General features: G+C 72.8%; 14 protein-coding genes. 7 read left to right on the top strand and 7 right to left on the bottom strand.

Annotation, left to right across the window (positions count from 1 at the left end):
- Positions 1 to 17 precede the first annotated feature (17 nt).
- Both ACGFSC_RS34030 and ACGFSC_RS34035 read right to left on the bottom strand, forming a co-directional pair.
- Positions 18 to 866: a hypothetical protein gene (locus ACGFSC_RS34030; RefSeq protein ID WP_359898068.1), complete on the bottom strand. Its 849-nt coding sequence runs from the start codon at positions 864 to 866 to the stop codon at positions 18 to 20.
- The gene (locus ACGFSC_RS34035) at positions 863 to 1,408 is read right to left on the bottom strand and encodes an RNA polymerase sigma factor (RefSeq protein WP_359898066.1); all 546 of its coding nucleotides are present in this window, start codon (positions 1,406 to 1,408) and stop codon (positions 863 to 865) included. Before ACGFSC_RS34035 ends, ACGFSC_RS34030 begins: the two co-directional genes overlap by 4 nt.
- An 87-nt stretch (positions 1,409 to 1,495) precedes the next feature.
- Here ACGFSC_RS34035 and ACGFSC_RS34040 point away from each other — a divergent pair, with 87 nt between their 5' ends.
- The 3 genes from ACGFSC_RS34040 (at position 1,496) to ACGFSC_RS34050 (ending at position 4,088) form a co-directional block, all read left to right on the top strand.
- Positions 1,496 to 2,407, top strand: a complete 912-nt coding sequence (locus tag ACGFSC_RS34040; protein ID WP_359898064.1) for a serine/threonine-protein kinase — start codon at positions 1,496 to 1,498, stop codon at positions 2,405 to 2,407.
- Between the two features lie 87 nt (positions 2,408 to 2,494).
- A complete protein-coding gene (locus ACGFSC_RS34045) occupies positions 2,495 to 3,382 on the top strand; it encodes an LLM class flavin-dependent oxidoreductase (RefSeq protein ID WP_359898062.1) in 888 nt (295 codons plus the stop codon).
- Between the two features lie 91 nt (positions 3,383 to 3,473).
- The gene (locus ACGFSC_RS34050) at positions 3,474 to 4,088 is read left to right on the top strand and encodes a hypothetical protein (protein WP_359898060.1); all 615 of its coding nucleotides are present in this window, start codon (positions 3,474 to 3,476) and stop codon (positions 4,086 to 4,088) included.
- 27 nt (positions 4,089 to 4,115) lie between these two features.
- Here the strand turns inward: ACGFSC_RS34050 and ACGFSC_RS34055 are convergent, their stop codons facing one another.
- Genes ACGFSC_RS34055 through ACGFSC_RS34070 form a run of 4 tightly spaced genes read right to left on the bottom strand, consistent with a single transcriptional unit; the run spans position 4,116 to position 7,981 of the window.
- A complete protein-coding gene (locus tag ACGFSC_RS34055; protein WP_359898058.1) occupies positions 4,116 to 4,643 on the bottom strand; it encodes a hypothetical protein in 528 nt (175 codons plus the stop codon).
- Positions 4,640 to 5,245 carry a hypothetical protein gene (locus tag ACGFSC_RS34060; protein ID WP_359898057.1) on the bottom strand — a complete coding sequence of 202 codons (606 nt, stop codon included), beginning with the start codon at positions 5,243 to 5,245 and terminating at the stop codon, positions 4,640 to 4,642. Before ACGFSC_RS34060 ends, ACGFSC_RS34055 begins: the two co-directional genes overlap by 4 nt.
- Positions 5,242 to 7,524: a hypothetical protein gene (locus ACGFSC_RS34065; protein WP_359898056.1), complete on the bottom strand. Its 2,283-nt coding sequence runs from the start codon at positions 7,522 to 7,524 to the stop codon at positions 5,242 to 5,244. Before ACGFSC_RS34065 ends, ACGFSC_RS34060 begins: the two co-directional genes overlap by 4 nt.
- Positions 7,525 to 7,537: 13 nt before the next feature.
- Positions 7,538 to 7,981 (bottom strand): hypothetical protein, encoded by a 444-nt coding sequence (locus ACGFSC_RS34070; protein ID WP_359898054.1) that lies wholly within the window; start codon positions 7,979 to 7,981, stop codon positions 7,538 to 7,540.
- A 215-nt stretch (positions 7,982 to 8,196) separates the two neighbouring features.
- On the opposite strand from ACGFSC_RS34070, the gene ACGFSC_RS34075 reads away from it, so the two are divergent.
- From ACGFSC_RS34075 to ACGFSC_RS34090, 4 genes are read left to right on the top strand one after another with little or no spacing between them, the layout of a single operon-like run.
- A complete protein-coding gene (locus tag ACGFSC_RS34075) occupies positions 8,197 to 9,174 on the top strand; it encodes an ABC transporter ATP-binding protein (RefSeq protein ID WP_359898052.1) in 978 nt (325 codons plus the stop codon).
- Positions 9,158 to 10,057, top strand: a complete 900-nt coding sequence (locus ACGFSC_RS34080; protein WP_359898051.1) for an ABC transporter permease — start codon at positions 9,158 to 9,160, stop codon at positions 10,055 to 10,057. Before ACGFSC_RS34075 ends, ACGFSC_RS34080 begins: the two co-directional genes overlap by 17 nt.
- A 27-nt stretch (positions 10,058 to 10,084) precedes the next feature.
- The gene (locus ACGFSC_RS34085; RefSeq protein WP_359898049.1) at positions 10,085 to 11,002 is read left to right on the top strand and encodes an ABC transporter ATP-binding protein; all 918 of its coding nucleotides are present in this window, start codon (positions 10,085 to 10,087) and stop codon (positions 11,000 to 11,002) included.
- Between the two features lie 58 nt (positions 11,003 to 11,060).
- Positions 11,061 to 11,777, top strand: a complete 717-nt coding sequence (locus ACGFSC_RS34090; RefSeq protein ID WP_359898047.1) for an ABC transporter permease subunit — start codon at positions 11,061 to 11,063, stop codon at positions 11,775 to 11,777.
- Positions 11,778 to 11,906: 129 nt separating this feature from the next.
- Here the strand turns inward: ACGFSC_RS34090 and ACGFSC_RS34095 are convergent, their stop codons facing one another.
- Positions 11,907 to 13,148, bottom strand: coding sequence for an MFS transporter (locus tag ACGFSC_RS34095; RefSeq protein ID WP_359898046.1), 1,242 nt, complete (start codon positions 13,146 to 13,148; stop codon positions 11,907 to 11,909).
- Positions 13,149 to 13,202 lie beyond the last annotated feature (54 nt).

The following is a 13,202-nucleotide window of genomic DNA, read 5'->3' on the forward strand; positions in this document are numbered from 1 at the left end:
AGCCCGGAGCGGCTGTTTCACAGCTGTGACAGAGCGGCCCTGACGACGTGGTCCATCGCGGCCGTGCCCAGGCAGGCGTGGACGTTCAGCACTCCGTAGTGGCTGCCGCTGCGCAGCACGGCGATGCCGCCGCAGGGCTCCTTGCCCTCGGGCGCTCTGCCGGTGGTATTGAGGGTTCCCTCGTAGGTGCCCATCCAGCTCGCGGTGGCGTCCGGGGCGAGCTGCAGTGTCGTGGTCCTTCCGTAGACCCAGTGCCCTGGCGGTTCCTCCTTGCAGGGCACCTCCTCCAGCAGCAGGCGCTCGGTGAAGTTCTGCGCCAGGGAAGGGCTCGGGGCCTCGGCGGCGACCTCGCGGGCGACCTGGTCGACGCGGTCGGCGGCCGGCGGGGGGTCGCCTGGTTCGGTGCGGGGGCTGGTCGTCAGTCCGCGGAAGTGGGCGCCGGGCCCGCCCAGGGTCTGTTTGGGGGTCGTCTCGCCGGAGCAGGCCGAATTGGCGTCGAACACGTCGCCGTACCAGTCGGTGACGTGGATCTGCCCGATGCCGATGTCCGGGCCGAACGCCGCGGGTTCCACAAGGTTCGCGGTCGTCATCGGCCCGGTCGCACTGGTCGGAGAGGCGGAGCCGGAGGCCGAGGACGCGGGCGCCGGGACGGACCCGCCGGGCGTCGCGGGAGCGGACGCGCCCTGGGACGCCCCGCCGACCGCGGCACCCGACTGCGCTGCCGGGTGCGCGGTGTCGCCGGGGGGCGGTGGCAGGACGAACCGGCCGGCCGCCAGCCCGAGCGCGGCGGCCGCCACCAGGGCGGCGACGGCGGACCGGCGCCGGACGGCGACGCGGCCGCGGCCCGCCGGAGGGGCGCCGTTCACAGGCCGGTGACCAGGCGCTCGCGCATGAAGTGGCGGGCCCGGTCGATACGGTCCTTGACCGTGCTCAACGGGGCGTCCAGCTGCTCGGCCACCTGGACGTAGGTCAGGTCGCCCAGGTCGCGCAGCACGAAGGCCTCCACCAGGGCGGGGTGCTGCCGCTCCAGCGCGGCCAGCGCCTCCATCAGGTCGAGCCGGGTCCCGGCGATGACGCTGGTGGTGCGCGGGTCGACGGACTCGGGGAGGTCGGCGTGGCTGTCCTCGGCGCGCCGGCGCATCGAGCGGTAGGTGGACCGGGCGGCGTTCGAGGCGATCACCGTCACCCAGCCCTGGAAGGAGCCGCGGCCGCCGTAGTCGCCCAGGTGCGTGCTGATGGACAGCAGCGCGTCCTGCGCTGCCTCCTCCGCGTCGGCGTGGTGGGGCAGGAAGCGCGAGCAGCGGCGCAGCACCACCGGCCGCAGCTTGGCCAGCAGGTACTCCATCGACCCCGGGTCGCCCGCCCGAGCAGCCGCCACGAGCCGTTCCAGCTCGCCTTCCTCGAACATCCGGATCCCCCCGTGTCGTCCCGCCCGGCATGCCGTCCGTCGAACGGGAGTTCCGCACTCCCCCCGACTCCGGCAGAATGCTGCCACATGCGCAAGCTCGGCCGTTACCTCCTTCTGGAGCGGCTCGGAGCCGGCTCCTTCGCGACGGTCTGGAAGGCCTACGATCCGGAGCTCGACACCGAGGTCGCGGTGAAGGTGCTGGCCGAGAACTGGGCCGCCAACGCCGATGTGCGCGAGCGGTTCCTGGCGGAGGCGAGGCTGCTGCGCCGGATCGCCAGCCCGCGGGTGGTCCGGGTGCACGACGTCGGGGTGCAGGAGGACCGGCCCTACTTCGTCATGGACTACGTACGCGGCGGCACCCTGGCGGACCGGGTCGGCCAGTGCGACCCGCAGGAGGCGCTGCGGCTGGCCGCGGAGGCGGGCTACGCGGTCCAGGTCCTGCACGAGGCGGGCGTGGTGCACCGCGACGTCAAGCCGTCCAACCTGCTGCTCGCCACCGGCTCCGCGCCCGCCGCGGTGCTGGTGGCGGATCTGGGCAGCGCGAAGCAACTGGCCGACGCGTCCGGGCTGACGGTGACCACGGGCACGCCCGCGTACATGGCACCGGAACAGGCCTTCCAGACCGGCGGGTTCGACGGGAGGGCCGACGTGTACGCGCTGGCCGTCGTGGCCTACGAGCTGCTGACCGGGCAGAAGCCGTTCGGCCCGGGCGGACGCGCCACAGCCCTGATGACCGGCCGGTCCACCGCCTCGACGCTGCCGGTGCTCCCGGCCGGAACGGAGCTCCCGCCGAACATCGCCCTGCTGCTACGGGCCGCGATGTCCGTCGAGCCGGCGGACCGACCGCCGACCGCCGAGGCCTTCGCGGACGCGCTGCTGGCTCCGGTCCCGCAGTCCCGGCGCCTGGAAGGCCCGGGGTGGCTGACCCCGCGCGCGGTCTGTCTGGCGTCGGGCGCGGTGTTCACGGCGACGACCCTGCTGAGCTGGCTGCGGCGTTGAATCCGGCAGGGGGCCGGTCCGCACCGGCCCGAACGGCGTCCCCGACGAGCGGGCCCGGCCGCTGACGGCTGCCGTAGGGTCGGCGGTATGCGACTGAGCACCGTGATCCTCCCCGTCCACCGGTGGAGCGAAGGGCAGAAGATCTGGCGGCGGGCCGAGGACCTCGGCTTCCACACCGCGTACACCTACGACCACCTGTCGTGGCGGTCCTTCCAGGACGAGCCGTGGTTCGGCTCGCTGCCGACGCTGACGGCGGCGGCCTGCGCCACCGAGCGGCTGCGCCTGGGCACCCTGGTGACCTCGCCGAACTTCCGGCACCCGGTGACGCTGGCGAAGGAGCTGATCACGCTGGACGACGTGTCCGGCGGCCGGTTCACGCTGGGGATCGGGGCCGGCGGGACGGGCTTCGACGCGACGGCGCTGGGGCAGGAGGCGTGGTCGCCGAGGGAGCGGGCGGACCGGCTGGGGGAGTTCGTGCCGCTGCTGGACGAGCTGCTGCGCAGCGACGCCACCACGCGCGAGGGCACGTACTACTCGGCGGTCGAGGCGCGGAACATCCCCGGCTGCGTGCAGAGCCCGCGGCTGCCGTTCTACGTGGCGGCGACCGGCCCGCGCGGGCTGCGGCTGGCCGCCGAGCACGGGCAGGGCTGGGTGACGTACGGCGACCCGAAGGGCCCGGCGGACGTGCCCGTCGAGCAGGCGCCCGGCGTGATCGCGCGGCAGATCGAGAAGCTGGCGGCCGCCTGCGAGGAGCGGGGCCGGGACGTCGCGACGCTGGAGAAGGTGCTGCTCCAGGGCTCGACCGCGGAGAAGCCGCTGCAATCGGTGGAGGCCTTCGTCGACTGGGCGGGCACCTACCGGGAGCTGGGCGTCACCGAGCTGGTGATCCACTGGCCGATCCCCGACTCGATCTTCGCCAACGACCTCGCCGTCTTCGAGGAGATCGCCACCGAGGGCCTCGCCCGGCTGGGCTGAGCCCCGTCGGCGGGGCGGGCGTCGGCCCGGGGCGCTAGTCTGTCGGCCGCATACCGAACTGATCATGCGTCACCACGGGGGTTCCTTCGTCATGCCTTCTTCCAGCTCCGGCTCCAGGAGACTGCTCGCCACCGCCCTGGTCGCCGCCGCGGCGTTCGGCCTGGCCGCCTGCGGCCCCGACGACAGCGCGGACCAGGGCGCGGGGGGCGGGGCGACCACCGCCGCCTCCGCCGCGCCCACCGCCGCCCCGGCCGGCGCCGCGAGCCAGGCGCCGAGCGGCAAGCCCGCGGGGACCGGCAAGCCCGCCGCGACGGGCACGCCGTCCGCCGACGGCGAGCCGGAGGGCTTCTGCACCCACGGGCCGCTGCCCGCCGGGCAGAAGTGGGTCTACCCGGCGAAGGGCACCAGCGCGACGACCCTGGTCTACAAGGACACCAAGGACGCCTGCGGCGTGAACGACGTCGTCTTCGAGCCGGTGGGGGCGGACAAGAGCGCCCCGTTCGCGCCCACCGCCAAGGGCCACCTGAGCTCGGTGCTGGCCCCGCCGAAGGACGTCAACCTGGCCGACCTGGTGAAGCACGTCAACGAGTGCCTCGCCGCGCCGCACAACGAGAAGGGCTCGTACCCCTGCTCGGCCGGTGACTACAAGGTGGCGATCGACGCCTCCGGCAAGGTCACCGAGCTGTGGGAGCGGGCCCACAGCTGACGGGCGCCGGGAGCGGCGCCGGCCGGCTCACATCACTTCGAGCCGTTCGGCGCCGCCCGCGCAGCCGAGCTGCCGTTCGGCGGCCCGCTCGGCGAAGCCGCCCGCCAGTTCTCCCATCCGCTTCCGGCCGGGGCCGTCGGGAAGGTGCCCGCCGTCCTTCACGGTGATCCTGAGGACGGCCCGGTAGGCCTCGGTCCGGCCGTTCACCGAGCAGCCGAAGGCGGCCGCTCCGAGGGTGTCGCCGCCGGACCGCACGTCCCCGAACTCCGCGTCGGCGGTCAGCGACCGCCCGTCCTCTCCGGAGATCCGGCAGTGCAGGGACGGCTTGACCTCGGCCGTCGCCGACGTGTACTCCGTGACCGCGAAGACCCGGGGGGCCCGGCCGAGCAGCCCGGCGACGGCCGGGTCGTCCAGCAGGCCCCGGCACTCCCCGTGCGACAGGGAAACGGCCGGTGGCCGGTACGCGCCGTGGTCGAGGTACAGGTGCCAGCCGAGCAGGCCGCCGCCGAGCAGCAGCGCCGTCGCGCCGGCGAGCAGCGCCTGGGAACGCTTCATGAGCACCGGTCCTTCCTCGCCTCCACCAGCGCGGCCCGGGTGAGCTCTTCGAGGTCGGCCCGGCCGCCGTCGCCGGAGGCGCGGGCGGCCTCCCCGGCGGTGACCTCCAGCTGGACGTAGTCGTTCGAGGTGTACTTCCCGCCCAGGCAGCTCGCGGCCACGGCCGCGCCGCCCGGCCACGAAGTGCCGAGGCCGGCGATGTCGAAGGCGCGCGCCTGCGGGTGCTTGGCGCCCTCGGCGGTGAGGGCGAGCTCGCCCTGGCGCCGGACGGACGTGAAGGTGATCGCACCGCGTCCGTCGACCCGGACGACACAGGTCTGCGGGTCCTGGCCGATGAGGGCCTTCGTCTCCTCCTCCACGTCCTGGCCGCCGTCGGGCAGCAGCCGCGCGAGCGGGGTGCCGGCGCCGGTGGGCATCCGGCAGAGGTGGGCGGCCCGGCCGGGCGGGTCGGCGGGGCGGTGGCCCCGCCAGTCCAGGTAGCCGACGGTCCCGGCCCCCGCCACCGCGAGGACCAGCACGCGGGGGAGCCACCACCGGCTGTCGAGGCGCCACCCCCACCGGTTCGTCAGGAAGCGGCTCCACCGGGCCGCGAGGTCCTTCACGCGCCGCCCTTCGCGTGGTTGACGTGGTTGTTGACGACCCCGTTGCTGTAGCCGTTCATCACGTTGATCCCGGCGCTCTCGGCGAGGCGGTTGACGTCCTCGCGGCTCATCCCGGAAGTGCCGCCGGCGTCCTTGACGGCCTGCTTGACGCTGCCCACCGCCTGGTTCTGTCCGCTCGCGTTCTCGTCGCGCGCCGTCTGGTCGCCGGCCGCCGTGGTGTCCTGCTTGTTGGCCTCGATCACGCTCTCGGCGATCGAGTCGATGATCTGGTCGGCGACCTCGCCGCCCAGCGGGATCTTGTCCGTCACGGTGCCGATGACGGCGCTGAAGGCGTCCTTGCCGTAGCCGACGTTCTTCTCCAGCGCCTCGTTGAACTCCTTGTCGGACTCGGCGTGCTTGTAGTGCACCTCGTCGACCCGGGCCTCGTTGAGGATGCCGCTGGCGATCCCGCCGGCGTGGGCGATGTTGTTGATGTCGACGTTGAGCCGGGCGAAGTCGGTCTGCCCGCCGTCCATGTGGCCGCGGATGAGGGCGGTGGTGTACGCCTGGTTGGCGTTGACCACGGCGCCGTAGGACTCCGGATCGCGCCCGAGCGCGTCCATCAGCCCCTCCACGGAGGACTTGCCGAGGTTGGCCGGCGAGCCGTTGACCGGCAGCTCGTGGGTGAGGGCGAGCGCGTTCTGCACGTCGCCGATGTACTCGGCGGTCATGTGCCCGAGGCTGCCCCGCATGGCGGCGAGCTTGCCGTCGCCCTTGATGTCGTCCAGTCCGCCGTCGTCGCCGTGCCGGCCGAAGGTGTCCACGACCCGCTTCATCAGGTCGGCCTGCTCGGTGGTGTGCCGCTCCGGCGGGACGGGCCCGGGCTCGTCGTACGGGTGGCCGGTGGTGGCGGCCTCCAGGGCGCGGCCGAAGGCGGCCGGCCCGGCCTGCTTGCTCGCGTCCCACACCTTGGAGTCCCGCGAGGTCGTGTCCGGGATCCAGTCCTTGTCGTGGGCGTAGTAGTCGAAGTAGTCCGAGGGCTTGGGCTTGCCGCCCTGGTTGACCGTGCCGTCCTGGTTGTACGCGGTCGGCTGCTCGGTGAAGAACTTGTTGGCGGCCTCCGGGCTGTGCGCGAGCGCCTCCAGGACGGCGGTGGTGGGACGGAAGCCGGAGCCCGCCTCGTCGCCCCCGGTCAGGTTGAAGCCCTGGATCTTGGAGCCGGGCGGCGGGGCCGGCCAGTACCTGTCCTGGGTGTCGAGCTGGGTGACGTGCTCGGCGATCGGGTTGATGAAGTGGGCGTCGTAGTTGCCGTTCATCAGGATGCCGGAGAGCACCTGGTAGCCGTACGGCACGTAGTCGAGGCCGGAGGCCCGGTAGGGCTTGTCCCAGACCGGCTGGGATCCGGCCTTGCGCAGCGCGGCGGACCACTCGTCCGACAGGTGCGGCTCGTTGGTGGTGCGGGTGGCGGTGGCGAGGGTGAGTCCCAGGTTCTTCTGGAGGTTCTGGTAGGCCTTCCAGCGCGGGGACTTGTCGTCGCGGGGGTGCGCCGGGTCGCCGACCATGCCGTTCCAGGACTTGATCAGGCCGTCCGGGCCGAGGTCCTGGTAGAACTTGGTGGCGAACTTCGGGTCGTTGCCGTGCGAGGCCAGCAGCGAGTTCAGCTCGGTGAGTTCGGGCTCGGTGATGTCGCCGCCCTTGGCGGCGAGCTGGGCGGCGCGCTTGCCGTCGGCCTCGGGTCCGCCGCCGATGGCCTTGCCGTTGAAGGACTTCTGCCCGTCCGTCATGCTGTCGGCGCGCAGCGCGTAGGCGATCCGCTCGTCGGCGGCGGCGGCCTCGGCGACGGCGGCGTCGATCGCCTTGCGGGCGGCCTCCGCCTTGTCGCCCCACTCCTTCTGGTAGTCCCGGAGGGCCTCGTAGTCGTGCCGGGTGGCGTTGTCGGCCGGGGGCCAGCTGACGGTGCCGTTGTCGGTGACGGTCAGCCCGGCCGTGCGGGCGTCCGCGACCGCCTTGTCCAGTTTGGTCTTCGCCGCCTTGAACTCGGTCGACGCCTCCGTGAAGATCGAGGCGAAGGCGTTCGCCTCGGTGACGGCGGCGGTCAGCTGCTCGTTGGTGCGCTGCAGGCCGGGGCGGGCCTGGTCGGCCGAGGGGCCGGTCCAGCAGGCGGAGTTGACCTGGGCGATGACCGTTCTGTCCCAGTCGTCGTCCATGGACTTGAGCTTCTGGGCCACGGTGGTCCAGGCGGTGGCGGCGGTGTCCAGGACGCCGAAGTCGGCGGTGCTGAGCTCGTGGAAGTCGACCATCGCTGCTCTTCTCTCAGGCGCCGAGGTCGTGCTGGACGGCCGACTCGTTCTGGCGGTAGTTGGTGGCGGTGGCGCGCAGCGCCTGGGTGGTCTGCCCGATGGTGCCGCCGAGCGCGGCGACGCACTGGTCCCAGGTGCCGGCGGCGCCCGCCGCGGCCTTGCCGGTGCTCCAGTTGGCGAGCGAGGTGGAGACCTTGGCGGTGGCCTCGTCGGCGCCCCGGCCGTCGGCGTTGAGGCGGGCGTGGATCTGGTCGGAGTTGTTCCCCGCGGTGGTCAGCGCGTTGGGGTCGGCGCTGAAGCCGGTCCCGCCCCCGCCGCCTCCCCCGCCCGGTGCCGAGGCCGAGTTGAGCTGCGTGCGGGCCGTCTCCTGGGCGCGGGCCCGGTCGGTCAGGTTCCCGTCCGCGTCGTAGGCCCAAGGGTTCATCATCCGGTCGAACGCGGTCGCCCGATCAGACATGTCGATCGATCCCCTCCCGTGCCGGCACGCTGTTCCGGCACCCCCGTTGGCAAAGAATGTGGCAAGTACGTCAAGAGTTCGACAAAGGGTACAGGCGGGTTCCGGTTTTGCCGAACCCCTAGGGGAGAGGGGGGCCGACGTCATACCGCAGCAGCAGACGGGCTCGTCATTCGAGCTCATGACCCCTGCCGCGCAAGACCGTTACGGTGGTCGGCGTGTCCACAGCTGTCATCAAGACGGACGGCCTCACCAAGAGGTTTCCCCGGGTCACCGCGCTCGACCAGCTCACCGTCGAGGTGCGGCCGGGTGTGGTCGGCCTGGTCGGGGCCAATGGCGCGGGCAAGTCCACTCTGATCAAGATCCTTCTCGGGCTCGCCCCGGCGACCTCCGGCCGGGGCGAGGTCCTCGGCCTGGACGTCGCCACCCGCGGGTCCGAGATCCGCGCGCAGGTCGGCTACATGCCCGAGCACGACTGCCTGCCACCGGACGTCTCCGCGACCGAGTTCGTGGTGCACATGGCCCGGATGGCGGGCCTGCCCGCCACCGCCGCCCGTGAGCGCACCGCGGACACCCTGCGGCACGTCGGCCTCTACGAGGAGCGGTACCGCCCGATGGGCGGCTACTCGACCGGCATGAAGCAGCGGGTCAAGCTCGCCCAGGCGCTGGTGCACGACCCGAAGCTGGTGCTGCTGGACGAGCCGACCAACGGCCTCGACCCGGCCGGCCGGGACGAGATGCTGGGGCTGATCCGCCGGGTGCACACCGACTTCGGCATCTCGGTGCTGGTCACCACCCACCTGCTCGGCGAGCTGGAGCGGACCTGCGACCACCTGGTCGTGATCGACGGCGGCAAGCTGCTGCGCTCCTCCTCCACCGCCTCCTTCACCGAGGCGACGGCCGTCCTCGCGGTCGAGGTCGGCGACCACCCGGAGGACCACGGCCTGGAGCCGGGCCCGGCGGTCCGCGAGCGGCTCGCCGCGGTCGGCCTGTCCGTCCAGTCCGAGGGTTCGCACCAGCTGCTGGTCCGGCTGGCCGACGAGTCGACGTACGACACCATCCGCGACGCCGTCGCCGAACTGGGCCTCGGCCTGGTCCGGTTGGAACAGCGCCGGCACCGGGTCGCCGAACTCTTCACCGACTCCCAGGACACCGAGCAGAGCAAGGGAGGGACGAACGATGGCGCTGCCTCCTGACACCAGGTCCGCCGACACCGGCGTCATCCACGACATCGGCTACCGCGGCTACACCGGCCCCCGGCTCGGCCGCTCCTACGCGACCCGCGCGCTCTTCACCCAGAGCCTGCGCGCCGCGTACGGCCTCGGACGCTCCGGCAAGTCCAAGGTGCTGCCGATGCTGGTGCTGGGCGTGGTGACCGTACCCGCGCTGATCATGGTGGCGCTCTCGGTCGTGATGAAGCGCGAGGAGCTGCCGGTCGAGTACGCCGGCTACCTCTCCATGCTCAGCCTGGTGGTCTCGGTCTTCCTCGCCTCCCAGGCGCCGGTACTGCTCTCCCGGGACCTTCGCTACCAGACCGTCCCGCTCTACTTCTCCCGCCCGATCACCCGCACCGACTACGTCCGGGCCAAGTTCGGCGCCATGGTCTGCGCCCAACTGCTGCTGATGGCGGCCCCGTTGCTGGTGCTGTACATCGGCGCGCTGCTCGGCGGGATGGACTTCGGGCACAACACCGGGCACTTCCTGTACGGCCTGGTCGCGGCCGTCCTGTACGCGGTGGTGCCGACCTCGGTCGCCCTGGTGATCGCGGCCGCCACCCCGCGCCGCGGCTTCGGGGTGGCCGCCATCATGGGCTACCTGGCGGTCAGCGCCGCCCTGGGCGCCGCCGCGGTCGGGATCAGCAACCCCAGCACGACCGGCTCCGACACCGCGCAGTGGATGTCGCTGATCTCGCCCACCGACCTGGTGGAGTCCCTGGTCAACGAACTGTTCGGCCTCGGCGAGGGATTCGACCGCCGGCACGCGCCGGGCGGCCTGGGCCTCGCCGTGTTCGCGCTCGTCGCGGTGGCCATGGTGGTCGGCTCGTACCGGCTGCTGCTGCGCCGCTATCGCAGTGTCTAATCCAACTGCAGTGTCTGAGAGGGCGGCATGGCCACCATCAGCATCGACAAGGTCTCCCGCTGGTTCGGGAACGTGGTCGCGGTCAACGACATCACCATGTCCATCGGCCCCGGCATCACCGGCCTGCTCGGCCCCAACGGGGCGGGCAAGTCCACCCTCATCCACATGATGAGCGGCTTCCTGGCCCCCTCCAGCGGCTCCGTCACCCTGGACGGCGCGCCGATCTGGCGCAACCAGCAGGTGTACCGGCAGATCGGCCTGGTGCCCGAGCGGGAGTCGATGTACGACTACCTGACCGGCTGGGAGTTCGTCCTCGCCAACGCCGAACTGCACGGCCTGCCCCAGCCGGGCGCCGCCGCCGCCCGGGCGCTGGACCTGGTGGAGATGGCCTATGCCAAGGACCGCCGCACCGGCACCTACTCCAAGGGCATGAAGCAGCGGGTCAAGATGGCCTCCGCACTGGTCCACGACCCGTCCGTGCTGCTGCTCGACGAGCCCTTCAACGGCATGGACCCGCGCCAGCGGCTCCAGCTGATGGAGCTGCTGCGCCGCTTCGGCGCGGACGGCCGGACCGTGCTGTTCTCCTCCCACATCCTGGAGGAGGTCGAGCAGCTGGCCCGGCACATCGAGGTGGTGGTCGCCGGACGGCACGCCGCCTCGGGCGACTACCGCAAGATCCGCCGGCTGATGACCGACCGCCCGCACCGCTACCTGGTCCGCTCCAGCGACGACCGCCGGCTCGCCGCCGCGCTGATCGCCGACGGCTCGACCACCGGCATCGAGGTGGACGAGCGGGAGCGGGCGCTGCGGATCGAAGCGGTGCACTTCCAGGGCTTCACCACCCTGCTGCCGAGGGTCGCCCGGGAGGCCGGCATCCGGCTGTACACCGTCTCCCCGGCGGACGAATCGCTGGAGAGCGTCTTCTCCTACCTGGTCTCCGCATGAGCGGGCACGTGAGCGCCGCCGCCAGGACCGTCGTTGCCCAGGAAGGGGCGGACCGACCATGAACCCCACCGTCGCCAGGCTGACCCTGCGAGGGCTGCTGGGCCGCCGCCGCGGCCTGCTGCTGCTGGTGGTCCCCGCCCTGCTGCTGATCGTCGCGGCCATCGCCAGTGTGTCCAGCGCCGACCCCCACGAGACGGCCGGCAACATCCTCGGGGCCCTCGGCCTCGGCACGCTGATCCCGATCCTCGGGCTGGTCGTCGGCACCGGGGTGATCGCCAACGAGATCGACGACGGCTCGATCGTCTACCTGCTCGCCAAGCCGCTGCCCCGGTGGCGGATCGTCACCACCAAGCTGGTCGTCGCGATCGGCGTCACCTGGCTGTTCTCGGTCGTCCCGACGCTGCTGGCCGGGCTGCTGCTGGTCGGCACCCAGGACGGCGTGGCGCTCGGCTACACCGTGGCGGTGCTGGTCGCCGGCGCCGCGTACAGCGCGCTGTTCCTGCTGCTCGGCGTGGTCACCCGGCACGCGGTGGTGGCCGGGCTCGCGTACGCCCTGATCTGGGAGTCGACGGTCGGCAACTTCGTCGAGGGCGCCCGCACGCTGAGCATCCAGCAGTGGGGCCGCTCGGTGGCCGAGGCGGTCGCCGGGCAGAACGCGATCACCTCCGACGTCTCGCTCGCGGCGGCCGTGCCGCTGCTGCTGGTGGTCACCGTCGCGGCGACGGTGTTCGCCTCGGTGAAGCTGGCCGGGATGACGCTGGCCGGCGAGGAGTGAGCCCGGCCCGGCACTGAGCCCCCGTACGGCAGTGGGCCCGCTAGGGCAGTGGACCCGGTACGGCAGTGGGCCCCGGACACCTGAGAAGGGTGTCCGGGGCCCACTGCCGCGTTCTCGCCTGCGAGCGGCTCAGAGGGTGCGGTTGCGGCCCGCGCCCCAGCCGGCCGCGCCGACCACCAGGACCAGCACCAGCATCAGCACCAGCGGGGTCTCCCAGCCGCCGGTCAGCTGGCGCAGCGCACCCGCGCCGACCGGGCCCGCCGCCGCGACCAGATAGCCGATCGCCTGCGACATCCCGCCCAGCTGGGCGGCACCGGCCGCGGTGCGGGTGCGCAGCACGATGAACGCCAGGCCCAGGCCCAGCGAACCGCCCTGGGCCACGCCCAGGATGGTCGCCGACACCCACGCGGCGGAGACCGGCGCGACCAGCAGCATCGCGATGCCCAGCCCGTTCAGGGCGACCATGGTCAGCGCCAGCCCGCGCTGGCTGGTCATCCGGCCGGCCATCAGCGGCACCAGGAAGGCGCCCGCCACCTGCACCAGGTTGGAGAAGGCGAAGACCAGACCGGCCTGGCCGCGGTCCATGCCGTGGTCGGCCAGGATGGTCGGCATCCAGGCGACCAGGGTGTACACCAGCAGCGACGAGATGCCCATGAAGAGGCTGATCTGCCAGGCCAGCGGGGACTTCCAGATGCCCTCGATCGGCTTGGCCGGCGCGGCGGCCGCGGCCACCGCCCCCTGCCGCTCCTGACGCGAGCGCAGCACCTGAGGCAGCCAGGCGACCGCCGCGATCAGCGCGAGCAGCGACCAGGCGCCCAGCGAGGCCCGCCAGCCGCCGCCCAGCGCGTGCTCCAGCGGGACGGAGGTGCCGGCCGCGAGGGTGGCGCCGACCAGCATGGTGGTCGAGTAGACGCCGGTCATGGTGGCCGCGCGGTCCGGGAACTCGCGCTTCACCAGGCCCGGCATCGACACGTTCAGCACCGCGATGGCCACGCCGATCACCACGCAGCCCGCGTACAGGGCCGCCACCGAGGGCAGCACCCGCAGCAGCACGCCCGCGCCGAGCACCAGCACCGCGCCGAGCACCACCCGCTCGGCGCCGAAGCGGCGGGTCAGCCGGGGCGTGAGCGGGGCGCCGACGCCCTGGAACAGCACCGGGACGGTGGTGATCAGCCCGCTCGCGGTGGCGGACAGGCCGAAGGTCCGCTGGATCTCGCCGACCATCGGGGAGACCGCCGCCAGGCAGGCGCGCATGTTCAGCGCGACCAGCAGGATGCCGGTCAGCAGCAGGAGCGGATGGGCCGCCCGGGTGCGGAGGGGGAGCGGGGCGGACGTGGTGACAACCGGCTGCTGGGCACGGGTGACGGCCATGGATGTGCTGTTCTTTCGTGAAGGTGCGTGGATGCGGACGGCGGAAGGGAGGCT

The organism is Kitasatospora sp. NPDC048715 (assembly GCF_043198905.1).
In the GTDB taxonomy this organism is placed as follows: Bacteria; Actinomycetota; Actinomycetes; order Streptomycetales; family Streptomycetaceae; genus Kitasatospora; species Kitasatospora lactacystinica.